23 protein-coding genes are annotated in these 23306 nt (G+C 42.9%); 12 read left to right on the top strand and 11 right to left on the bottom strand.

The genetic code is table 11. The annotated features are described in order from the left end of the window. Positions 1 to 50: 50 nt before the first annotated feature. The 3 genes from vanT to vanC are packed head-to-tail and all read right to left on the bottom strand — an operon-like array spanning position 51 to position 3771. Positions 51 to 2153, bottom strand: a complete 2103-nt coding sequence (gene vanT, locus IGK14_RS12035; protein ID WP_010749758.1) for a membrane-bound serine racemase VanT — start codon at positions 2151 to 2153, stop codon at positions 51 to 53. Continuing rightward, positions 2150 to 2722, bottom strand: a complete 573-nt coding sequence (locus IGK14_RS12030) for a D-Ala-D-Ala dipeptidase/D-Ala-D-Ala carboxypeptidase VanXY-C (protein WP_010749757.1) — start codon at positions 2720 to 2722, stop codon at positions 2150 to 2152. Before IGK14_RS12030 ends, vanT begins: the two co-directional genes overlap by 4 nt. Then, complete coding sequence (gene vanC / locus IGK14_RS12025) at positions 2719 to 3771, bottom strand: D-alanine--D-serine ligase VanC (RefSeq protein WP_010749756.1); 1053 nt, start codon at positions 3769 to 3771, stop codon at positions 2719 to 2721. The genes IGK14_RS12030 and vanC overlap by 4 nt, the downstream gene beginning before the upstream one ends. Before the next feature lie 359 nt (positions 3772 to 4130). Here vanC and IGK14_RS12020 point away from each other — a divergent pair, with 359 nt between their 5' ends. Further along, positions 4131 to 4697, top strand: coding sequence for a transposase (locus IGK14_RS12020; protein ID WP_438712306.1), 567 nt, complete (start codon positions 4131 to 4133; stop codon positions 4695 to 4697). Then, positions 4655 to 5542 (top strand): IS3 family transposase, encoded by an 888-nt coding sequence (locus tag IGK14_RS12015; RefSeq protein ID WP_438712676.1) that lies wholly within the window; start codon positions 4655 to 4657, stop codon positions 5540 to 5542. Before IGK14_RS12020 ends, IGK14_RS12015 begins: the two co-directional genes overlap by 43 nt. Positions 5543 to 5659: 117 nt before the next feature. Here IGK14_RS12015 and IGK14_RS12010 read toward each other — a convergent pair whose 3' ends face one another. The 6 genes from IGK14_RS12010 to IGK14_RS11985 all read right to left on the bottom strand — a co-directional run bounded on the left by IGK14_RS12010 (position 5660) and on the right by IGK14_RS11985 (position 11144). Continuing rightward, positions 5660 to 6208: a TIGR01440 family protein gene (locus IGK14_RS12010; RefSeq protein WP_010749752.1), complete on the bottom strand. Its 549-nt coding sequence runs from the start codon at positions 6206 to 6208 to the stop codon at positions 5660 to 5662. Between the two features lie 5 nt (positions 6209 to 6213). Continuing rightward, positions 6214 to 6693 (bottom strand): ECF transporter S component, encoded by a 480-nt coding sequence (locus tag IGK14_RS12005; protein WP_010749751.1) that lies wholly within the window; start codon positions 6691 to 6693, stop codon positions 6214 to 6216. Beyond that, positions 6690 to 7478, bottom strand: coding sequence for a bifunctional hydroxymethylpyrimidine kinase/phosphomethylpyrimidine kinase (gene thiD, locus IGK14_RS12000; protein ID WP_010749750.1), 789 nt, complete (start codon positions 7476 to 7478; stop codon positions 6690 to 6692). Before thiD ends, IGK14_RS12005 begins: the two co-directional genes overlap by 4 nt. A 103-nt stretch (positions 7479 to 7581) precedes the next feature. Next, complete coding sequence (gene zwf, locus IGK14_RS11995) at positions 7582 to 9108, bottom strand: glucose-6-phosphate dehydrogenase (RefSeq protein WP_010749749.1); 1527 nt, start codon at positions 9106 to 9108, stop codon at positions 7582 to 7584. Between the two features lie 9 nt (positions 9109 to 9117). Next, positions 9118 to 9765, bottom strand: a complete 648-nt coding sequence (locus tag IGK14_RS11990) for a metal-dependent transcriptional regulator (protein ID WP_008377371.1) — start codon at positions 9763 to 9765, stop codon at positions 9118 to 9120. A gap of 143 nt (positions 9766 to 9908) precedes the next feature. After that, positions 9909 to 11144 carry an aminopeptidase gene (locus tag IGK14_RS11985; RefSeq protein ID WP_010749748.1) on the bottom strand — a complete coding sequence of 412 codons (1236 nt, stop codon included), beginning with the start codon at positions 11142 to 11144 and terminating at the stop codon, positions 9909 to 9911. Positions 11145 to 11375: 231 nt separating this feature from the next. On the opposite strand from IGK14_RS11985, the gene IGK14_RS11980 reads away from it, so the two are divergent. Further along, complete coding sequence (locus tag IGK14_RS11980; protein ID WP_438712302.1) at positions 11376 to 11951, top strand: TetR/AcrR family transcriptional regulator; 576 nt, start codon at positions 11376 to 11378, stop codon at positions 11949 to 11951. 55 nt (positions 11952 to 12006) lie between these two features. Here IGK14_RS11980 and IGK14_RS11975 read toward each other — a convergent pair whose 3' ends face one another. Beyond that, entirely contained in the window at positions 12007 to 12453 is a 447-nt protein-coding gene (locus IGK14_RS11975) for a flavodoxin (RefSeq protein WP_015510148.1), read from the bottom strand. A 176-nt stretch (positions 12454 to 12629) separates the two neighbouring features. Here IGK14_RS11975 and map point away from each other — a divergent pair, with 176 nt between their 5' ends. The 8 genes from map to IGK14_RS11935 all read left to right on the top strand — a co-directional run bounded on the left by map (position 12630) and on the right by IGK14_RS11935 (position 20927). Then, positions 12630 to 13394, top strand: coding sequence for a type I methionyl aminopeptidase (map, locus tag IGK14_RS11970; protein WP_005228863.1), 765 nt, complete (start codon positions 12630 to 12632; stop codon positions 13392 to 13394). A gap of 79 nt (positions 13395 to 13473) precedes the next feature. Next, positions 13474 to 14397, top strand: a complete 924-nt coding sequence (locus IGK14_RS11965; protein WP_438712299.1) for a YihY/virulence factor BrkB family protein — start codon at positions 13474 to 13476, stop codon at positions 14395 to 14397. 19 nt (positions 14398 to 14416) lie between these two features. Beyond that, positions 14417 to 15637, top strand: coding sequence for a glycosyltransferase family 4 protein (locus IGK14_RS11960; RefSeq protein WP_010749745.1), 1221 nt, complete (start codon positions 14417 to 14419; stop codon positions 15635 to 15637). A gap of 274 nt (positions 15638 to 15911) precedes the next feature. Further along, a complete protein-coding gene (locus IGK14_RS11955) occupies positions 15912 to 16898 on the top strand; it encodes an aldose epimerase family protein (protein WP_438712297.1) in 987 nt (328 codons plus the stop codon). A 141-nt stretch (positions 16899 to 17039) separates the two neighbouring features. Beyond that, entirely contained in the window at positions 17040 to 17486 is a 447-nt protein-coding gene (locus IGK14_RS11950) for a CopY/TcrY family copper transport repressor (RefSeq protein ID WP_008377382.1), read from the top strand. A 37-nt stretch (positions 17487 to 17523) separates the two neighbouring features. After that, positions 17524 to 17733 (top strand): copper chaperone CopZ, encoded by a 210-nt coding sequence (gene copZ, locus IGK14_RS11945; RefSeq protein WP_005228873.1) that lies wholly within the window; start codon positions 17524 to 17526, stop codon positions 17731 to 17733. Between the two features lie 126 nt (positions 17734 to 17859). Further along, complete coding sequence (locus IGK14_RS11940) at positions 17860 to 20298, top strand: heavy metal translocating P-type ATPase (RefSeq protein ID WP_154694590.1); 2439 nt, start codon at positions 17860 to 17862, stop codon at positions 20296 to 20298. 101 nt (positions 20299 to 20399) lie between these two features. Next, positions 20400 to 20927: a hypothetical protein gene (locus tag IGK14_RS11935; protein ID WP_010749742.1), complete on the top strand. Its 528-nt coding sequence runs from the start codon at positions 20400 to 20402 to the stop codon at positions 20925 to 20927. Between the two features lie 164 nt (positions 20928 to 21091). On the opposite strand, the gene IGK14_RS11930 is transcribed toward IGK14_RS11935, so the two are convergent. After that, on the bottom strand, positions 21092 to 21811 hold the full coding sequence (locus tag IGK14_RS11930) for a DUF2087 domain-containing protein (protein ID WP_010749741.1): 720 nt from the start codon (positions 21809 to 21811) through the stop codon (positions 21092 to 21094). Between the two features lie 178 nt (positions 21812 to 21989). Between IGK14_RS11930 and IGK14_RS11925 the strand changes: the two genes are divergently transcribed. Further along, positions 21990 to 23159 (top strand): pyridoxal phosphate-dependent aminotransferase, encoded by a 1170-nt coding sequence (locus IGK14_RS11925; protein WP_010749740.1) that lies wholly within the window; start codon positions 21990 to 21992, stop codon positions 23157 to 23159. Positions 23160 to 23306 lie beyond the last annotated feature (147 nt).

The raw sequence follows: 23306 nt of genomic DNA, 5'->3' as shown, positions 1-23306 counted from the left end.
TTTACTCTACACCCATCATACCGTAATCGGTAAGCGAATGCATTCGTTTTCTACTTTGAACTAGAGGTGATGCGGGAACCTAGGCGGCTGATCAATTCATTGGTAATGGTTTGTGCTTGATAAGCGGTAGTCGTCCAATCGCTGATTACTTCGAGCGAACTTTCGACCGCCAGTTCTGGATAGTCCGTTAAATCGATCAAGAGCATATCCATACAAACCAACCCAATCTGCGGGAGTAAAGCACCCTGATAAGAAAGTTGGAACCCTTGGTTTGATAGGGCACGTGGAACCCCGTCGCAGTAGCCGATGCTAACGATCCCAATCGTGGCTGGTCGATCAAAAACAGTGCCTAATCCATAGCCGATCGCTTCACCAGCGGCAACTGTTTTTTTGTCTACCAGTAAGGCTTTGAGTGTCAAAATTGGTTGTACGTTTATCTTCTGCTTCGTTGGTTCGTTCGGGACGCTCAATGAACCAGTTAGAAGAATACCTGGACGTACATAATCATAGTGTTTCTCTGGGTAATTCAATATTCCGTAGCTGCTTTGCAGATGTGTCAGTCCATAGGCGATATTTCTAGCGGATAAGCCAGCCAACAGATCATCAAAACAAGTGATTTGGGCTTGTGTCCGCAAGATACTTGCCGTATCCAGCTGATCTGAAGAGCCTAGATGGGAAAAAATGCCTGTGATCTTGAGAGATGGCAAGGCGTAAAGTCCAGTAACTGTCTCAAGATCAGGTGCAACGCCTAAGCGGTGCATACCAGTATCTACCGCTAAATGGCATTCGATCGGAATGCTTGTTTGGGCTAAAGCATGCCCATGGGCCTCACTAACGATGGTTTGAATCAAGGAATAATGTTTCAGCTCTTTGGCACGTTGGGCAGAAGTGTACCCTAAAATCAGTAAGCGACTTTTGATGCCAGCTCGCCGTAATTCAATGGCTTCTTCAAGGGTAGCAACGGCAAAGAAATCGACGCCGGCTCTTTCTAGGGTACTGGCGACCGTCTTCGCATCACAACCATAAGCATCCGCTTTAACCACCGCCATCACTTTAGTTGTTGCTGGGATCAATCGCTTGATTTCCTGCAGGTTGTGCAACAAAGCGGGGGCGGAAAATTCTTTGGTTGCTCGCTGCAAGTGGGGCGGCGTTTTTTTCGGAAACGGGAACAGCTTTTGCAAAGCAAAGAGACCATGCACCACCCCAATGGTCAGTCCTAAGACCACGAAGAAATTGATCAGATTGTTTTGCAGCAAGGGCAGTTTTTGACTAAGAAAATGGGTCACTGCAATGGTATAAGGATGGAGCAAATAGAGCCAAAGGGACAGTCGACCCGCTTGTTTCCAGATTATGGGTGCTTGCCATTGCTGGATGATCGGAAATAAAAACAACAGGACGAAGGGCAAAAAAATATACATGCTGTCATGTTTCGGCGTGGTAAAGTGATGCAAAAGGTAACTTTCCAAAAGCAAGCAAATCAGACTGATCAGCAGATAACTATAGCGATGGGGAGAAGCTGGTTTCTTGGCAAATCTTCTGGCTAGTACCCCTAAGATCAAAAACAAAGGAGCAAAGAAAATGCCGTTGCGAGTTCCATCCAATAGTTGAAAAATCCGTGAATAGAGTGGCGTGATGGGTGTTTGGGCAGCCAGGCCAGACCAACTGTCCCCACCTAAACCAACCACATACAAGCCGACAGCAGTGAAAAACACCTGCTTGAAAGAAAGACGTGTCAAGAGGCCCATCACTAATAGACTGCCGGTAATGATCGCAGGAAAATACCATAGATGATAAAGGATGCCATTGACCAGCAAAGTTTGAATAAAAGTGCCTAGTGGCATGTTCAACCCTAGCATGCCGCTGTACCAAGCAAGCGGCAAAAAGAGCAGTGTGGCTATGAGGTAGACTTGCAGCTGCTTTTTAATAAACTGCCAGACACGATGTCTGGCAGGATAGCTGTTTTGGGTGGCTAAGTCGCTGAACACGTAATATCCGCTGATCATAAAAAAGAAGGGAACGGCAATTCTGAAGAGCGTCAACGTGATCAGGGTATCACCGTCAGGCCATAAGTGATGAAGAGGCAGACAGTGGATCGCCACCACCATCATCGCCAAAATCACCCGAAATTGCTCGATTCCTTGATTCTTCTTCATGCGAACTGCCTCGCCGTTTGTTCAAGGTATTGATGGTATTCTTCCAAGGTCCACTGTTGGCTGGCGATGATTTGACTATGGGGCAGACCGACATAACGAAAATGCCATGGTTCATAGCCAATCCCTGTAATTTCCTGTTTGTCCGCGGGATAGCGTAAAATAAACCCATAGTTCATCATTTCCTGGGTAAATAAATCAGCGGCTGCGCTGTCACGAAATCGTGGGCAGATCAAATCATCCTGGCTGCCTTTTAAACCAACATCGATCGCTAAGCCTAACTGATGTTCACTGCACCCGGGCAATGCCACAAATTGTTTCGTATAGGCTAGCCCATTTTCTTTCAAGGAATATTCCCATAAATACCGTTGCTGCTTTTCGGTTCGGTAGCCATCTAATAAGCAGATCTCGTCTTCAAGCTTTAAAGCTTTGACTAGCCGTTTCCATTGTTTGGCTGCTTCTGGTTGCAAGTAAACCTCGTCTTCACTGAAGGCAGCAAGGACTAAATGAGGCGGCTCTTGGTTTTTTTCTAACGGAAATTCTTTGCTAACTAACTGTAGATAGGGATTCATTTGACTTCCTCCTTTGCTAAGACAAGTAGTTTTTGTAGTAGTTCTTGATAGGATAACCCGACCGCTGCCATCATGGCAGGATAGCGGGAGTGACTCGTAAAGCCCGGCATAGTATTGATTTCATTCAAGTATAGTTCTCCTTGATCCGTGACAAAAAAGTCGATGCGAGCAAGACCTTTAAGTCCAAGACTACGATAGAGCAGCTGAGCTTGTTCTTTGACCTTAGTTTCAATCGTTTCAGGCAATGGCGCAGGGACGGTGATTTTGGCGCTGATCAGCTGGTACTTTTCTTCAAAATCGAAAAAGCCGTCTACTAATGAAATGGCGTCACAAGCACCGACAGTCAAAGAGTCGTTGCCCAAAATACCGCAACCGATCTCAACACCGGCAATATTTTTTTGTAGGAGCACTGCGGAACAATAAGTAAAGGCTTCTTTTAAGGCAGAAGCGATTTCTTCAACGCAGGTGACTTTAGTGATCCCTTTTGAGGAACCCGCTTCATTAGGCTTAAAGAAAACTGGAAAGCCATGGGTCTGGATAAAAGCTTCGATTTGTTCTTGCTGGTTGGCGTGATTTGTCAAGAGAATCGTAGGAGCACTTTGTACGCCAATGGCTGCTGCAGCTTGATGCAGCAACCATTTGTTCATACATAAGGCAGAACCTGCCACCCCGCAGCCTACATAAGGTAGCTTCATCAATTCAAACAATCCTTGGATACTGCCATCTTCCCCGTATTTGCCATGCATAATGGGAAATAAAACATCAGGTACCAACGTTTGCTGCTCTTCACTTAACCAAAAGCCGTTTCCTTCGAATAGCGGCTGTATTTTCTGTTTCTGTTTCGTATCCAACAACCACGTGTCTTGTCGGATGTTTTCCAGTTCTCCTGTATACAAGTACCAATCCATAGCATCTGGGGCGATCCCGATCAAAGAGAGGTCGTAGTCATAGGGAGATGATTGGAGTGCTTCGATTGCGCTAGTTGCTGAAGCTAAAGAAACGGTGTATTCCGGTGAATTGCCTCCAAAAATAATGGCGATTTTTTTCATGTTTTTCTTCCTTCCGCTTTTCGATTCTTACTACATTCAGTCTATCAAGGAAAGAAAAAAGAAATTTGCGGGCTTACTGGTATCTTTCTTTTCTTTTTGTGATGAAATTCTGACGAATTTATGACAAAAGGAAGGCGACAGCTGCCGCTCTTTTTACACCAGAAAGAAACTAGCCTTTGAAGTAAAAAAAGCTGACATAAGATGGAGTGGAAAAAATAGTGAAAAAAGAGCACTTTTAAGGAAGGAAAGGAGAGGCAATAGCAGGAACGTTGACACAAAAAAAGCACGCCGAAGCATGCTTTTGAAGCGACCCCCAAAAGTTAGACCAAAAAATCTAACTTTTGGGGGTCGTTATTTGTATGGCAAAATATGCTTTTGAATTAAAACTAAAAATCGTTAAAGAATATCTTAGTGGCGTGGGTGGATATCGGTATCTTGCCAACAAATACGGTATTTCAAGCAAGTCTCAAGTAAGTGATTGGGTGAATGCCTATCGTGAATACGGAGAGGAAGGTCTATTGAGAAAGCATCAAAATCAGAAATATTTTGTTCAATTTAAGTTAAATGCGCTAGAGTTATATCAAACAAGTGAGATGTCCTATCGAGAAGTTGCCAGCACTTTAGAAATGAACAACCCTGCGCTTATTGCCAATTGGATGCGTAATTTCAGAGAAGCAGGTATTGAGGGGCTCTCAAAAGAGAAAGGGCGACCACTTACTTTGGCTAGAAAAAAAGAAAACAAAAAAGAAAATACAACAACTGAAGAACGCGATCGTATCAAGGCATTAGAAAAGCAAGTCCGATCCCTTCAAATTGAGAATGCCTTTTTAAAAGAGTTGAGGAAGCTGCGAAAACAGGAAGCCCAGCAAAGACGCAAGAATCAATCGCACGAATCATCGCCAGCCTCCGAGGATCATTCAAACTAGTTGAGCTTCTTGAAACATTGAAATTTCCTAAAGCAACCTATATGTATTGGCAGAAACGGTTTGACAGACCAAACCCAGACCAAGAAATTGAAGAAAAAATCCTTGAAATTCGCAAGGAGCATAAAGACTATGGCTGTCTGCGACTAAAAAAAGAATTAGAGAATCAAGGGATTCATGTCAATAAAAAGAAGATTCAACGTCTGATAAAAAAACTAGGTATCGAAGTAAAGTCTTACACTCGAAAATCTCGACGGTACAATTCTTATCGTGGGAAGGTTGGTACTGTCGCCAAAAATCGTATTCATCGTCGGTTCTATACAAATATCTGTCACCAAAAAATTACAACTGACACCACAGAGTTTAAGTATTATGAAGTAGACACCACAGGTGTCGTTCGTCAGAAAAAGCTGTATTTAGATCCTTTCATGGATTTCTACAATAGTGAAATTCTATCTTATCGGATTTCTGAAAAACCAAACGCACTAGCCATAATGGAAGGATTAGAAGAAGCAATCCAGATGACAAATGATTGCCCATTTCGTAGAACCTTCCATTCAGATCAAGGATGGGCCTATCAAATGAATGCTTATAAGAATAAATTGAAGCAGCATAAAATCTTCCAGAGTATGTCTCGTAAAGGGAATTGTTTAGATAACTCACCTATGGAAAACTTCTTTGGTTTATTAAAGCAAGAGATTTTTTATGGAGAAGTCTATCGGAGTTTAGATGAATTGAAAACAAAAATTGACCAATATATCTATTATTACAACCATAAACGCATCAAAAAGAAATTAAAGTGGCGAAGTCCGGTTCAGTTTCGAGAAGCTGTAAAAACAGCTGTCTAACAGTTAATTTTATCGTACAAAAAAGGAGTGGATTTCTCCACTCCATAAAAGTCTAACTTTTTGGGGTCACTACATTTTTCTTTTTGATGAGGGCTTTTCGATTATTATACGATTCGCTTATTGTGCGTAATGCGCACGAGGACCACCAATATATTTGGGCCGTGATCCCAGAGCTGTGACATGGGCAGCGCCGAGGGACTTGATAGAGGGACGGATCGGGATTTGAACATGTTTGACATGCATGCCGATCGCTGTGTCGCCAATATCGATGCCAGCTTTTGCTACTATGTGCTCCACTTCAATAGGCTCATCGAACAGCTGGAAAGCCGCAACTGAGCAAGCACCGCCTGCATGCAGCTGGGGCACTACAGCGACTTCTTCTAAGTGATAGAGCTGAGCCGTTTTACGCTCAACAGCTAAAGCCCGATTGAGGTGTTCACAGCCTTGAACGGCTAAATGAATATTTTTAGGACGCAAGATCGATCGCAGTGTTTCGACGATGATCATGCCTACTTCTTGACTGGAATTTTTGCCAATCAAGCCGCCAACGACTTCACTTGTTGAACAGCCGAGGACAAAAAGATCGTTTTCACCAACGTTCGCTGTCGTAATGACTTCTTCAACGATCGTAGTTAAATCCGTTTTTAATTGATTGATATCTGTCATAAGAATCACCTTTCATTTAAAGAAAACTTTTTCGTGCGGCGCAAGGCATGCGTCAGGGGTAAAGCAACGATGCTGCCAAAGACCGTTTGGATCAAATTACTTGGAATCGAGGCGATCCCAGCACCTAAACCGAATAGCAAAATCGTTGCTGCTGCATAGCCGGCGATCATGATCAAGCTGCCGACAATGACGGCTGCTAGTGGCCGGTGGCTCATTCTGCCTACGATCCAGCCTTGCACACCATGAATCACGATGGAAAAGAAGGCCCATTCAGGGTAACCTGATAGAAAATCAATGATGCCGCCGCTCATTCCACCGACGAAGGCACCGGCGCTAGGTCCGAACAACAGGGCCGAGATATAGATCCCTGCTTCACATAAGGTCACAAAGCCCTTCGTTTGCGGAACAGGAATGATAAAGGTCAATGAAAGTGCACACGTGAGTGCCGTCAGCATAGCGATCGTCGTTAGGTTTCTTACTTTCATAGGTGTTCCTCCTTTTTAAAATAGGCGAGCTGATTGACGTTGCCAGAGGTACCTAAAGGCAAACCGTCTTCAATCCCTGCCCAAACAAATGCTTTTGCGGTTTGGATAGCTGCTTCCAACGAAGTACCTTTAGTAAGCATTGCGGCAATCGCTGATGAGAGGGTACAGCCAGCACCGTTGGTTGTGGTTCGCGTACTTTTTTCTGCCTCAAAAACGGTAAATTGTCCTTCTTGATACAAAACATCATAGGCTGTTTCCCCAGTTAGTCGACTGCCACCTTTGATCAGAACATTTGGGGCACCAAGCGCATGGATTTTTTTTGCCGCCGTTTTCATCTCTGCTAAAGAGGTAATGCTTTGTCCAGATAAGTGTTGTGCTTCGAGCAGATTAGGTGTCACTAATGCTGTGTAAGGAAACAATGAGATCAATCCTGCTTGATAGGAGTGGTTAAAGGCAGTATCTCCTTCTTTGAAGGCGAGAACGGGATCGAGCACGATCGGTCCGGTAAATGTTTGTAAAAAATCTCGCAGCAATTCAATGATGGCCGTTTGATGAAGCAGCCCGATTTTGATTGCATCTAGGGATACGACCGAACGTAGTGAATCCAGCTGTGCTTGGATCACAGGCTCAGGGAGATCATGGAACATAAGATCATCCTTGATGGCGACCACACATGTTAATAGGGCATGGCCAAACACCCCGAATTCCTCAAATGTTTTCAAATCAGCCGTCATGCCGCCACCTGCCAAACTGTCGAGACCGGCGATCGATAAGACTTGTTTCATGTCTGCTGCTCCTTTCATTTCTCATTTCTTTCTATTATAATCAGTCGGTAAAAAAGAAAAACGGCCAATTGGATGTTTTTTCCTCATCCAATTGACCATTTGCTTATTTCTCATTTAGTAAATCTCGCTCACGATACCATTCATCGGGACGCCAGATCCATTCAAAGCCATCGGCAGCTAAGAGATCATAGGCTGCTTGGGGGCCCATCGTTCCTGCGGCATAATTTGGAAAATCAGGTGTCTCTTGGTCCCAAGCATGACGGATCACATCAACGATGCGCCAAGATTGGGCAACTTCATCCCAGTGGGTAAAGTTAGTGCCATCACCGTTCAAGGCATCTAGAATCAGTTTTTCGTAAGCTTCAGGGGTGTTTTCGACGATTTCAGTACTATTTCGGTAATCGAGCTTCACTGGCAATGTCTCAAACCCTTGGCCAATTTCTTTTCCGTTCAAGGAAAGAGAGAAGCCTTCCGTCGGTTGAATGTAAATCGTCAGCACATTCGGTGCCAAACTCTCGATTTGCTTTTGTTCATTCAGGTCTTGCTTAAAGACATTGACTGGGACTTGTTTAAAGACAATGTTGATGCGAGTGCCTTTTTCCGTCAACCGTTTCCCAGTGCGTACATAAAATGGTACGCCGGACCAGCGGAAGTTATCGATCAAAAATTTCCCAGCAACGAAGGTTTCCGTTGCCGATTCTTCATCCACATTGGCTTCTTCACGGTAGCCAACAAATTTCTTGTCTTCTAATTGTCCCTTATCGTATTGCCCACGAACGAAGTGTTGTTTCACTTCTTCTTCGGAGTAGATACGGATCGCATTTAAGGCTTTGATTTTTTCTGTCCGTAATTCTTTTTCAGAAAAAGCCACTGGCGGTTCCATGGCTAATAAGGAAAGAATCTGCAGAATATGATTTTGGACCATATCTTTCAAGGCACCGCTCTTATCATAATAGCCGCCGCGTTCTTCTACGCCTAAGTTTTCTGCGATATTGATCTGAACATTGTCAATGTAACGATTGTTCCACATTGACTCAAAAATGTTATTGGCAAAACGAATCGCAGAAATATTTTGGATCATTTCTTTTCCTAAATAGTGATCGATTCGGTAGATTTCTTGTTCCGTAAAGACTTGATTGATCTCTTCATTCAATTCTTTTGCTGAATTATAGTCGCTTCCAAACGGTTTCTCGATGATCACCCGATGGTAGCCGTCAGTATCTAACATTCCTTGGGATTTCAAGTGAGAAACGATCGTCCCAAAGAAATTAGGGGACATTGCTAAGTAAAAAATCTGATTGCCTTCTAAATGGTATTTCTGATCTAAGGTTTCCGCCAAATCCTTTAATGAATCATAATGGCTCGTATCGGTTACATCATGTGATTGGTAGTAGAAATGAGAAGCGAATGTCTCTGCTTGTTCTTGTGAGTCACTCAACTCTTTGATCGTACCCATCACCACTTCACGATAGTGTTCATCCGACCAAGGACGGCGTGCAGTACCAATGACTGCAAAATCTTCTTTCAAATCGCCTTTTTTGTACAACCGAAACAAAGAAGGGTATAGTTTGCGTTGGGCAAGGTCGCCCGTACCGCCAAAAATCGTAAAAAGGACCTTTTTTTCCATCATCTTCACTCCTTACAGTTTATCGACAAAAATCGTGCTGGCGGCTTTGTAGCTGACAGCAATTTCTTTTGTGTCATTTTTGATCGTAATCGGACCCTCGTATGCTGCCGCATCGATGATCTCGTATTCTTCATGAATATTCAATTGGATCGAAACGAGATAATCCAGCAGTTCTCGTTCGTCAAGGACACGGGCGATACGAATCTTGGTTCCTACCGGATAAGAACTCATGGTGTTTTTTTCGCCTTCGTGAATGAGTTCTCCTTGTTCAGGAATCATTCCGCCATGTGGGCAATATCGAGGATGATCAAGGTAGGCTTCTAAGCGGCTCGCCAATGTTTCTGAGGTGACATGTTCTAAAACTTCTGCGTCATCATGAACTTCATTCCATGAATAATGCAGGTGCTCCACAAGAAAGACTTCCCATAAACGATGTTTACGAATGAGGGCACTTGCAGAAGCTAAACCAGTTTCAGTCAACTGTACCCCTTGATAAGGTGAATGTTCCACTAAGCCTTCTTTTAATAATTTTGAAATCATTTCACTTACTGAAGCTGCTGAGACGTCCAGACCTGACACGATTTGTTTGTTATTGATCTTCTTTTGGTCACCACCAAGCTCCAAGATGAGCTTTAAATAATCTTCACGATTTGGTGTCATCGGATCCATCCTCTCTTATCAAAGACTATCAAAGTAGATTTTATCAAAAAAGCCAGCTGATTACTATGAAAAAAGCCGCCGGTTCTCAATATTCTATGTAAAAAGAAGACCGAGGGGAGCAACTCCACCTCAGCCTTTTTTTATTAAGCCCAATCACCATTGCGGAAGACAGGAACTGTGGTGCCATCTTCTTTGATGCCATAGATGGACATTTGGTCAGAGCCGACCATGAAGTCTACGTGGGTTTGGCTGCGGTTTAAACCAGCCGCTGCCAGTTCTTCTTCACTCATCTCAGTGCCGCCTTGTAAGCTGAAGGCATAAGCGGAGCCTAAAGCCAAATGGTTTGAGGCATTTTCATCAAACAACGTATTGAAGAAGATGATGCCAGATTGTGAGATAGGGGAAGGATCAGGGACTAAAGCGACTTCACCTAAAGATTTCGCTCCTTCATCGATCGCTAGCAATTTGCCTAACACTTCTTCGCCTTGTTCTGCAGAAAAGTCCACGACTTTACCGTCTTTGAAGGTGAATTTCATGCCAGAGATGATGGTGCCTGCGTAGCTCAATGGTTTCGTACTTGAAATATAGCCATCGATGCGACGATTATCTGGGGCAGTAAAGACTTCTTCTGTCGGCATGTTCGCCATGAATTTTTCATTGCGGGTGTTGTAGCTGCCAGCACCTTCCCACAAGTGATTTTTTGGTAGGCCGATGATCAAATCAGTACCCGGTGCCGTATAGTGCAGAGCACTGAATTGTTCTTTGTTCAATTCTTCTGCCTTGACTTGCAGCGTTTCATCATGTTTTTTCCAAGCAGCAACAGGATCTTCTTCGTAGATACGCGTCGTTTTGAAAATTTGATCCCAAAGCTTGTCTTGTGCTTCTTCAGGGGAAGCGTCAGGGAATACTTTTTGTGCCCAATCTTGACCAGCCGCCGCAACCACAGTCCAGCTGACTTTGTTGGCTTGTGTTGCTTGACGTAATTTCATCATCGCTTTACCAGAAGCAGCTTGGAAAGTTGCCACTCGGTCTGAGTCGACGCCCGCTAACGCATCGGGATTGGCAGAAACGACACTGATGCGGCTCGCACCTTTTTCGACCCAATCTTCTGTTTGATCAATTTTGTGTTGAGGGATCGTAGACAAACGATCCTCAGCTGCATGCGCAAGAAATTCTTTTTGAACCACATCGTCGGTCCATTGAACGATTACTTCATCAGCGCCTAGCTCATACGCTTTTTTTGTCAATAGTCGAGCTAACGGTGCTTGGTCCACGGCGATTTGGATGACGATGGTGTGCCCTTTTTGGACATTTACACCAACTTCTGTGATCAGTTGGGCATATTTTTCAAGGTTCTGATTAAAGTTTGGTAAAACCATTAAAATTCCTCCATTTATTCTAAAATTATAACTGTCTTCATGATAGCACTAAGTATTTTTGAAAACAAACGAAAAAGAGAGCAAAAAAACAGAGGTCTTCAAATTGAAAAACTGAAAACACTAGGGGCAATAATTTTAAAAGTTTTTTTGCAAACTTAAAAAAACATGATACAATAAGTAAAAGGTATTTCTGAAAGCGATGTATAGCAGAATTAAGGAGATTAAAAAATTATGGCAAGAAAGAAAACTATTACTAGAGACCAGATTTTAAAAGCTGCCTATGAAGTTGTCGCAACCGAAGGATTTACACGTTTTACCGCACGCAATATCGCAGCGAAGATGAAATGTTCAACGCAACCGATCTACTTAGAATTTAAAAATATGGATGACTTAAAAAATGCATTGATCAATCAGATTTACGACTACTTAGCGGCAGAAGTTTTTCCAGTTGAAAGACGGGGAGATGTCATCGTTGACTTAACGTTAAATTATATTGGCTTTGCAAATAAAGAGAAACGATTATACCGAGCGCTATACTTAGAAGAGCATGGTGGTGGGGATTCCATGCAGCAGTTTTCATTTGACCTTTTTGTGAAATCAGTGAAAAAAGAACCAAAGTATCAAGATCTATCTGATGTAAAATTACAATCCTTGCATACCGGTGTCTGGATCGTCGCTACTGGCTTAGCGGCATTGATGTCTTCGGGGATCATTCATCCCACAGAAGATCAGATTGCTAAGCTGATGACGGAAACCACCGATAATATTTTAGCAAGAGAAACACCCATCGATATCAGTTATCATTAAGCAAACAAGAAAACCTCCGACAGAATCAAGTGATTTTGTCAGAGGTTTTCTTGTTTTATTCTGCAAATGCTTCCGCTAGCTTTTTGGCAAAGGCTTCTAGGTTTTGAATATCGTCTTCTTCCGCAGCCAAGTCGACCTTGACGCTATCTGCCCCTTTTGTTGCACCTGTCTTACTAAAGACGGCTTCAAAGTCATCGACGGACTTACAAAAGTCATCATAAAACGTATCGCCAGAGCCGCAGACCCCAAAGATTTTGCCACTTAAATCAAGTTCTTGCAAATCTTCGTAAAAATCGACGATCTCATCAGGCAATTCACCGTCACCGTATGTATAGGTTGCGACGATACAGATATCGGCGTCTTCAAACTCATCGGCATCCACTTGGGTACACTCATTCATTTCAACTTCCATGTCAAGATTTTCAAGGGCTTCAGAAACGATATCTGCAATTTCTTCCGTATTCCCCGTCATGCTTGCATAGACGATTTTTGCTAAAGCCATGGGCTTTTTCCTCCAATCTCATTCCTATTCTCAAGGAAAACTCTCTTACAGATTATAGCAAATGCATGAAAGATTGAAAACAAAACTTGAAAAACTCTTTACAATGTCTGTGAATTTTGTAAAATAAGGGATTTCTATGGTAAAATAAGAGGAATTTAATTAAGGGAGACGAGAACATGATTACATTAAAATCTGCCAGAGAAATTGACCGCATGGCCGAATCCGGCGCGCTGTTAGCAGATGTCCACAAACAATTACGCAGTTTCATCAAACCAGGTATCACGAGTTGGGATATCGAAGTGTTTGTCAGAGATTATATTGAAAGCCACGGCGGCATCGCTGCCCAAATTGGTTTTGAAGATTACAAATATGCCACTTGCTGCAGTATCAATGATGAGATTTGTCACGGGTTTCCTCGAAAAAAACCATTGAAAGACGGCGATCTGATCAAAGTCGACATGTGTATTGATTTAAAAGGCGCCATTTCTGATTCTTGCTGGAGTTATGTGGTAGGAAACTCGACGCCTGAGATCGATCGTTTAATGGAAGTAACCAAAAAAGCGTTGTATCTAGGAATCGAACAAGCCCAAGTTGGCAACCGAATCGGTGACATCGGTCATGCCATTCAAACCTATGCGGAAAAAGAAGGCTACGGTGTCGTGCGCGATTTCGTAGGACACGGCATTGGCCCAACGATCCATGAAAGTCCGATGATTCCTCACTACGGAGAAGCCGGCAAAGGCTTACGTTTAAAAGAAGGAATGGTTATTACCATCGAACCTATGATCAATACAGGGACGTGGAAAATGAAAATGGATCCTAACGGCTGGACCGCCTATACTCTAGATGGTGGCTTAAGTTGCCAATACGAGCATAGTTTGGCGATCACCAAAGAAGGGCCACGCATTTTGACTTCTCAAGGAGAAGAAGGAACCTACTAAATTTTGGCGGTAGGAGACTTCTGATTGTTACGTATGACAAAGAAAAAAAGGCAGATGATTCGCTGGCGGAGGAAGAAACATGAAAATCGTTGATAAAGTAAAAAGCAATCAAAAGCTGATGCGTTTCATTGAAACAACGCAAAATAGAATAACCTATTCAGAGATGGGGACCACATCGGTCGTCGTCGCCTACTATTTATTGCTTTCACTTTTCCCGTTAATGATTGCGCTGGGAAATCTGTTGCCTTATTTATCGATTGATCCGAACACGGTTTTATCTTATGTACAAGAATTGATCCCTAGTCAAATCTATGACTTTATCGGATCAGCGATCGAAAACCTCCTCACCACAAGCTCTGGCGGGTTGTTATCGATCTCCGCCTTGGCTGCGTTGTGGTCTGCGAGTCAAAGTATCAATGCCTTGCAAATTGCGATGAACAAAGCCTTCGGTGTGGACCAACGTTCCAATTTTATCGTGGTGCGCGCAGTATCATTTGTGATCATCCTGCTCTTTATGATTGCGATCGTTGGTGTTACGATGGTATTTGGGCTTGGAAAAATCATTCTTGATTTTTTGCAGCCGATTTTTAAGTTTCAAGACAATCTGATCGATACGTTCCAAACAGTCAAATGGCCAGTCACGATCGTTGCTTTGCTGTTTATCATGATGCTGATCTATTGGTTAGTGCCGAATGCAAAGGTCAAGTTGCGTTCGACTTTGCCAGGGGCGATCTTTGCAACGATTGGCTGGATGTTGCTGTCACAAGTGTTTGGCTTATACGCCCGTTACTTTGCTGCGAAAATCATTGGCTATCAAATTATTGGAAGTTTTATTGTTTTAATGATCTGGTTGAATCTTGCTGCGACGATTATTATCTTGGGTGGAATCATCAACGCAGTGGTAGAAGAGTATGTGTCGGGACAAGAGATCAAAGAACGAACAGATCCTGTTCAGCGGATTTCTTCGAAAATCGAAGATACATTTACCAATAAAGAGAAATAACGGAAAGCGAGAATAAACGATGGATTTTGCATTCAAATTTGTAATGCGCTTATTTATAACAATGATCGTGTCTTTATTATTGACACCAGTCATCAAATTGATATCTTGCAAGATTGGTGCAGTTGATCGTCCAGGAGAGCGTCGGATCAATACGAAGACCATGCCTTCAGCTGGGGGATTAAGTATTTTTTTAGCCTTTTCTTTTGCGCTGCTTTGGGAATTTCGAACAATGATTCCTTTCGACTTCGTTTGGCCGATTCTTTTAGGTGCAACAATAGTGGTGATTACAGGATTGTTGGATGATATATTTGAACTGTCGCCAATGCAAAAATTAATAGGTCTGACATTCGCAGCGCTGGAAATTTATTTCGTTGCTGGAATAAAAATCAGCACAGTCACGATTCCTTATTTTGGCTTTATTGATCTGGGATGGTTTGCCTTGCCTATGACTTTGATTTGGATACTGGCAATTACCAATGCGGTGAACTTAATCGATGGTCTCGATGGGTTGGCGAGCGGCGTCTCTATTATCAGTTTGACGACGATAGGGATTATCAGCTATTTCTTTCTGCCGAATTTTGTGGAAGTACCAATGGTCATTTTTACTTTGATCGCAGCAATCATCGGTTTCTTTCCATATAATTTTTATCCAGCAACCATTTTTCTAGGAGATACCGGAGCATTGTTTTTAGGATTTATGATCTCTGTGCTCTCACTACAAGGATTGAAAAACGCAACTTTTATTTCTGTTCTGACGCCCATGTTTATTCTCGGTGTACCGATCACGGATACCGTTTATGCGATGATTCGAAGAAAGTTTAATAAACAGAAGATTTCCTCTGCCGATAAAATGCATTTGCATCATCGATTGTTGTCGTTAGGGTTTTCTCATCGCGGCACAGTGTTAACGATCTATGCCTTAGCATTAGTCTTTTCTTTTATTGCTTTACTAATGAATTACGCGAGCAATACAGCGATTGTTTTATTAATCATTAGCACAGGATTTGGAATTGAGCTGTTTATTGAGCTGATTGGATTAGTCGGTGAAAATCGTCAACCACTCATGTGTGCGTTAAAGTTTCTGGGAAATCGGCGATTCAGACAAAGTGTACTAACTGAACGTGCTGAAAGAAGAAATGCTGATCAAGAAAAAGAAAACAAAGATTTGGCTGCTAATGTTTCTCAGACTAAAGAAAAGCGACGAAAGAGAAAACATTACCAAGCAAAACACAAAAAATAACCGATGACAGTTGCGGCAAAAGAACCCAACGGATGAAATGGATATTGATAGAAACCAAACGGTAAAAAATCAGGCCGGGAATCCTGATTTTTGCCGAGCAGCTGCGTATCAATGATTCATAAAAATCAGTGGGGTGCTCTTGCCGCTTTTTTGAAGTGGCAGAAGCAAAGCCGTTTCCTGTCGAATTCTTCCGTCTTGAATTGACGGATCTAGCCCTTAACGGCTATACTTAAAAAGAGTAGCAGACTAACCAAAGAAAGAAGGATATGAACGAATGCCAAATGTGAAACAACTGACGTCAGAAAAAATGGCAACAATTTATGAGCTTTCCAATGATAGCGGTACCATCGTAAGGCTAAGTCCTGAAGGCGCACGCTTATTGGATTGGGTCGTTCCAGTAGAAGAAGGTCGCGACATTGTGGTCGGTTATGACACGATCGAAGGACATCGCCAAGCACGTTATTATGGCGCAACGATCGGCCCTGTGGCGGGAAGGATCGCAGGTACTCGCTTTGAGATCGACGGACAAGAATACCAAACGGAAAACAATGATGGAGGCAATACGCTTCATGGCGGTTCAAAGGGGCTGGATACTGATACATGGATCACTGAAACCTTTGAAGAAGCAGACAAAGCTGGGGTGATTTTTACTACCACACGGCAAGATGGCGATGGCGGGTTTCCTGGGAATGTTCGTTATCAAGTCACCTATACGTTGACGAATGACAATGAACTATTGCTTGCTTATGATGCCAACACTGACAAAGCGACTTTATTTAACCCAACGAACCACGGTTATTTCAATTTGACAGGTGATACCCAACAGCCGATCGATGACCATTTGGTTCAAATCAATGCCGAACATGTGGCTGAAACGAATGACGATGTGACGACGACCGGTGAAAAAACGCCTGTCGCAGGCACAAAGTTTGATTTTAGACAAGAACGCCCGATGGGAACGACGATGTTGGATGATCCGTTCTTATTAGACCATACGCAAGAGTGGGATCTAAAAGTAACCAGTCCCGATCAAAAAGTGCAGCTGACTGTAACTACTGACCGTCCTGCCGTTGTTATTTACACAACGGGTGAGGGAGAAGCTGGTGCATCAATGAAGACTGGTCCTTTTGCCAATCATGGCGGGATGGCGATCGAAACACAAGGTGTTCCTGGCTCTGAGAAATTTACCCACTTTGGTGAGATCGTGTTGCGTCCAGAAGAACCCTTCCACTCTGTGACGACGTATCAGGTCCACTTTTAAGCATAGGAACCAAATCATTTTTAATGAAATAGAAAAAAGCATTGTCAAAACGCAGAAAGTTTGGCGATGCTTTTTTTTGACAAAATCCGATTACAGATGTAAACTTAAAAATGTGAATCACTTATGAAAGGAAGTGGACAAATGCAATCTGTGGTCGAACCAATCAAAATCAGCGATTCTGAATGGGAAGTCATGCGTGTGATCTGGACATTAGGACAATCCGACGCGAAAGAGATCACCGCTTTATTGAGCGAAAATAAAAATTGGAAAGCAGCAACGGTCAAGACGCTTTTAGGACGACTCGTCAAAAAAGGCGTATTGAAAACAGAAAGCCAAGGAAAAAAATTTGTTTATTCGCCGCTTGTTTCCGAAGAAGCAACCGTTCGCAGCGCAGCTGAGAATCTTTTTTCTCATATTTGTGCCAAAAAAGTTGGGCAGACATTAGCAGAAATGATCCAAGAAGCAGCATTGACGGCAGAAGATTTGGCGATGCTCCAAGCAGCAGTCGACCAAAAAGTGCCAGTAGCAGCGATTTCATGTAATTGTATTCCTGGTCAGTGCCAATGCAAAACCCATGCAACAAAATAAGTAGCCGACGAACTGTTAAAAGAAATGAGGAATCGTAATGAAAAAAAACATGCAAATCAGCGGAATGAATTGTGCCCATTGTGCCGCAAAAGTTGAAAAAGCGCTTAGTGAAGTACCGGGTGTGAAAAAAGCCAAAGTGGACTTGAAAAAAGCTCGCGGAACAGTCAAGTTTGACGAGTCGCAAGTGACAGAAACAGCCTTAGTCAATGCGGTCACCGAAGCGGGTTATCAAGGGGTATTTGAGTAAGCAATGGAATTGCTAAAGTGAAAATGAAAAATCAAAACAAATGAAAAGTGTCCAGCCGCTTGAAGCTTTTGTATGAAGGAGCAAGACTGTACGCACATTCAGTGAAATAGGAAGGGGAATACTAGGATGAATCAGAAAAAAACGTCTTCCGCAAGTAATAGTCAGACGTCAAGCCATCATAGGCATGAACCTGCTTTGAATGAGCGGGATAATGGTACACAGGGAAAAGAGCAACATGCGCAATCACAAGTGACAGAAGTCCCTGAGCCTAGCCATGAGATGAATGGGATGGATCATCACAGGGCGACATCAAAACAGCAGGAGCTTGAAAGCTCTGATAGTAACCATGGTCCTATGGATCATGAAGTGTCCAGCATGGATTATAGCCATAAGGGCCATGAGATATCTGGCATGGATCACGGCCACAAGGACCATGAGATGTCTGGCATGAACCATAGTCACATGAATCATGAGATGTCTGGCATGGAACATGGTCACACGGATCATGAGATGTCTGGCATGGATCACGGTCACATGAATCATGAGATGTCTGGTATGGATCATAGTCAGATGGATCATGGAATGGGTGGCATGGATCATAGTATGCATATGGGAAATTTTAAGCAAAAGTTTTGGCTATCCTTGGTTTTGGCGATTCCAATCGTCATTTTATCGCCAATGATGGGCATCGAATTGCCCTTTCAATTCACGTTTCCTGGCTCAGATTGGGTCGTATTACTTTTAGGAACGATCCTGTTTTTCTATGGAGGGCAGCCGTTTTTAAGTGGTGCGAAAATGGAATTGAAACAAAAAAGCCCAGCCATGATGACGTTGATTGCTATGGGGATCACGGTTTCTTATTTTTATAGTCTTTACGCGTTTATCGCCAATCATTTTCTTGCTGTTCCTCATGTAATGGATTTCTTCTGGGAACTAGCGACTTTGATCGTGATCATGTTGTTGGGGCATTGGATCGAGATGAATGCAGTTTCTAATGCTGGCAATGCATTACAGAAATTAGCAGAACTATTGCCAAAAGAAGTGATTCGGAAAAATGCGGATGGATCAGAAGAACAGATTCCATTAGAAGAAGTGACCAACAAAACACAGTTGATCGTTCGCTCAGGAGATAAGATTCCTACAGACGGAACGATCCTTGAAGGAGAAACAACGATCGATGAGTCGGCAGTTACTGGTGAATCCAGACGGGTACCTAAAACCATCGGCAGTACTGTCATTGGAGGATCTGTCAACGGCAATGGTACCATCACGATGGAAGTCAAAGGAACTGGGGAAGACAGCTACTTAGCGAAAGTCATGGAAATGGTGCGAAAAGCCCAAGCTGATAAATCCCGCTTAGAAGCACTTTCGGACAAAGTGGCAAAATGGTTGTTTTATATTGCGTTAGTTGCTGGTGTCTTAGCATTTGCTGTATGGCTGTTTGTTGCTGACCTACCGACTGCTCTTGATCGAATGGTCACGGTATTCGTCATTGCCTGTCCCCATGCGTTAGGGCTAGCGATTCCCCTCGTAGTTGCTCGTTCGACATCGATCGCTGCCAAAAATGGCTTGCTCTTAAAAAATCGCAACGCACTGGAGAATGCGCATCATGTTGATTATCTGATCCTCGATAAGACCGGTACGTTAACAGAAGGAACGTTTACCGTAACTGGCATCGAGGCGACAGGCAGTCTTTCTGCATCAGAAGTACTAGCTTACCTAGCAGGTCTTGAGAAAACCGCCAATCATCCGATCGCAGAAGGCATTTTAGCCGAAGCTGAAAAGGAAAACATCACAGCCAAAAAGGCGACTGATGTTCAAACAAGGACAGGGATTGGTCTGGAAGGCGTGATCGATGGACAGAAGTGGTTGATCGTCAATCAAAAAGGATTGGAGCAATTAGCCATTCAGTATCAAGGAAACTCCTTGGAAAATTATCAAGAACAGGGCAATACCATCAGCTATTTGGTTCATGACGGCAAAGTGGAAGGAATCGTCGCATTAGGGGATAAGGTGAAACCAGAAGCGAGTCAATTTATTCAAAAAGTGAAAGACTTAGGCATCACGCCAGTTATGGCTACTGGAGACAACCAAGAAGCGGCGCAAGCCGTAGCCGATTACCTAGGAATCGAAGCCTTCCATGCGGCAATGTTGCCAGACGATAAAGAATGTCTAGTAAGTGACTATGTCAAAGAAGGCAAGCGCGTCGTAATGGTAGGCGATGGGATCAATGACGCCCCAAGTCTTGCAAGAGCGACGATCGGGATTGCGATCGGGGCTGGTACCGATGTAGCGATCGATTCAGCCGATGTCGTTTTGACGAATAGCGAACCTCAAGACATCTTGCACTTCTTGACGTTGGCGAAAAAAACAAGACGCAAGATGATTCAAAATCTCTGGTGGGGCGCAGGATACAATATTTTTGCCATTCCTTTGGCAGCTGGCGTCCTCGCACCAATCGGGATCATTTTGAACCCAGCAGTCGGAGCTGTCTTGATGTCTATGAGCACGATCATCGTTGCCATCAATGCAATGACCTTATCAATCGAAAAAAGCGGCGATTAGCCGCTTTTTTGTTTCTTTTCCTAGGAGCAGTGAAATACCTCTATAATCTGCTTCTTGATTTATGCTATAATGTGTTCGTTGAGACAAGGAGGACGTTGATTATGGAACTGAAGAAATTGGATGTTCCCACTACTTCAATTACTGAAGTAAAAAAATCTCCGATGGATGTATTTAATCAAGCGCGAGAAGCAGGAACAGCAGTATATGTATTCAATCGTGAAAAAGTGGCGGGGGTCATGTTGACACAAGAGCAGTATGAAACGTTATTGCAGGAATTAGATTATTTGCGTCAGCGACCGATGATGGAAGAAGAACCCGAACAGCCGCCAGTGGCAGGGCTAGAGGAATTCTTACAAATCATGCGGCAAGCGCTGATCACCGGTGCGAGCATCTCGGCAAAAAATTTAGATGAGCGAATGGTGGCGCTAGGGTTCATCACTCGTAAAACTGGTTTTGGCGGTGTCGTTGACATGGTGAACGAATTGAAAGAAACAGGCAAGATCGTTTACCAGCTACGTAAAAAACAAGATGGTAAATCGGTGACCGCTGAAGTCATTGGAGAACAAGACAATCAAACGCAATTATTTGATAAATTGATCATCAAAAAAATCTTTCTAAAAGAAAAATAAACGCTGGAACTTGTCCCAGCGTTTCAGACGGTAGACAAAGTACGGATGTTTTCGTACTTTGTCTTTTTTTGTTGTAAAAAAGTGGAGATTATTAACTTTTTTTAAACTGTGAAAGATACTGCTCATCCAACCAACAAAAGTTCCAGCCAGTTACAGACTAGGTTTTAAGTCAGCCAGTAAGTTTTCCCGTCTTTCGTCCGTTGCATAAATCCGTATTCGATCAAATAACGTCGGACAGTGACGTAATCGGTGATCGCTTGTTTTAATACATCGTTGACAGCAGCTTCTGAATAATTTTTCTTCGGATCAAATTTTTGTGCCAGTACACTCAAGACAACAATCTTGCGCTTTTCTTTGCTGGGAAACTGTTTGATAAACCCCGTTTCATCAAAATAAGTGGCAATGATCTTTTCTCTTTCACTAGCCGTAATGGCATAGCGATCATCAAGCATCGTCGCCCCTTTATGAGGCGGCAGCAACGGGGTATCTTGCAACAAGGACATGATACTTAAAAAAACAGTCGCTTGTCGCTGTTTTTCTTTTAGTTTAAAGCGATGATTCCTGACAGTCGAAGAAGAGATACCTAAGCGCTGGGCAATCACAGTATCGCTAACATCTTGGGCAAACAGTTGTAAAATCTCCTGTTGGCTCTCTGATAAGCCTGTTTGTTCTTTGGGTAAAGCCAATAATGCGGATAAAACGGTTCCGTGATGCTCAGTGATATGCTGCATCATTCGTTTTTTTGCTGTAAAAAAGGCGCCATCAACGGGATAGATTTCTTCTTTGTCGAAGGTCTCCTGACAAAATACGCAACAATAATCCGTTGGTGTTGCGACATATCCTTGCTGATAATCAGAAATGGTAAACTCTTGATAAGGTTTCATTTTGGGTTCTCCTTTTGTTGTTTATATATATACTAACATAACTTGAATTTGTTTGTAAATAAGCAAACGTATTTATCGTTATTAGATTAATTTCATCCGTTGCTTAAAATCGTTGCCTTTTTGTGTTAGGATTAACAACAATAGCGAATGAATTTGCTTAATTCAAAGGAGTGATACTATGGCAGACGTAAGCCAACGCTTCAATCACGAAGTGTACAATATAGCTGTTTCATTGATTCGTAAATTTGATGAACGGGTTTCTTCAATTCCTGATATTTTAAAGTTAACGTTAGGCGAGCCGGATTTCAACACACCGGAGCACGTGAAAAAATCGGGTGTCCAAGCAATCGAACAAAATTTCAGCCACTATTCTGGAATGGCAGGCTTAGCAGATGTTCGGCAAGCAGCCAGTCTCTTTTTGAAAAATAAATATCAGCTTGATTACGACTTTCAATCAGAAGTATTAGTGACGATCGGTGCAACGGAAGCAATCTCAGCTTCTTTATTAGCCACGTTAGAACCTGGTGATAAAGTGATTCTACCAGCACCAATTTATCCAGGCTATGAACCAGTCATCCATTTAGCTCATGCCAAACCGATTTATCTTGATACGACGGACAATGACTTTGTTTTAGCGCCAGAAGTTTTGGAAGCAGCCTTAAAAGAACATGGGGAGCAAGTCAAGGCAGTCATTTTGAATTATCCTAGCAATCCAACAGGGGTCGTTTATACCCGAGAACAAGTCAAAGCATTGGCAGAAGTTTTAGAAAAATACCCCGTTTTTGTTATTAGCGATGAAATTTATAGTGAGTTGACTTATGATGAAACCCACGTATCCATTGCTGAATACTTGCGGGATCAAACGATTGTAATCAACGGCTTGTCGAAATCACACGCGATGACTGGTTGGCGCGTCGGCTTCATTTTTGCACCAGCAGCGTTGACTGCTCAGATCATTAAGGTCCACCAATACTTAGTGACCGCGGCATCAACGATTTCTCAAAAAGCCGCAGTGCGGGCATTGATCGAAGGCATCAACGATGCAGAAGTCATGAAAGCCGATTACCGTCAACGCCGAGATTACTTGTTTGAAAAGATGACTGCCCTTGGTTTTGAAATGGCGAAGCCATCTGGTGCATTCTACATTTTTGCCAAAATACCAGCAGGTTTCAACCAAGATTCAATGGCTTTTTGTGTCGACTTAGCCGAAAAGAATCAATTAGCAATCATTCCAGGGATCGCCTTTGGTCCCGAAGCAGAAGGCTATGTTCGTTTAAGCTATGCGGCAAGTATGGAAAACTTGGTGGAAGCGATGGATCGCTTGACACGCTATATGCAAAGCAATTGATTCTACAAACGTTTCTTTCGTTCATAAGTGTTAGATAAAGTAAGCCCCCTCTGATGGATGCAGCGGGGGCTTTTTTAGGCAATCGACGAACTTTACAAAAGATTTACATCGCTTTATCGATTCTTTACATGAAATCCATCAAGGGTT

The organism is Enterococcus sp. DIV0970a (genome assembly GCF_051711265.1).
Lineage (GTDB): Bacteria > Bacillota > Bacilli > Lactobacillales > Enterococcaceae > Enterococcus_D > Enterococcus_D casseliflavus.
The sequence above is the reverse complement of the archived record's forward strand: the minus strand, read 5'-3'. Positions and strand labels throughout refer to the sequence as shown.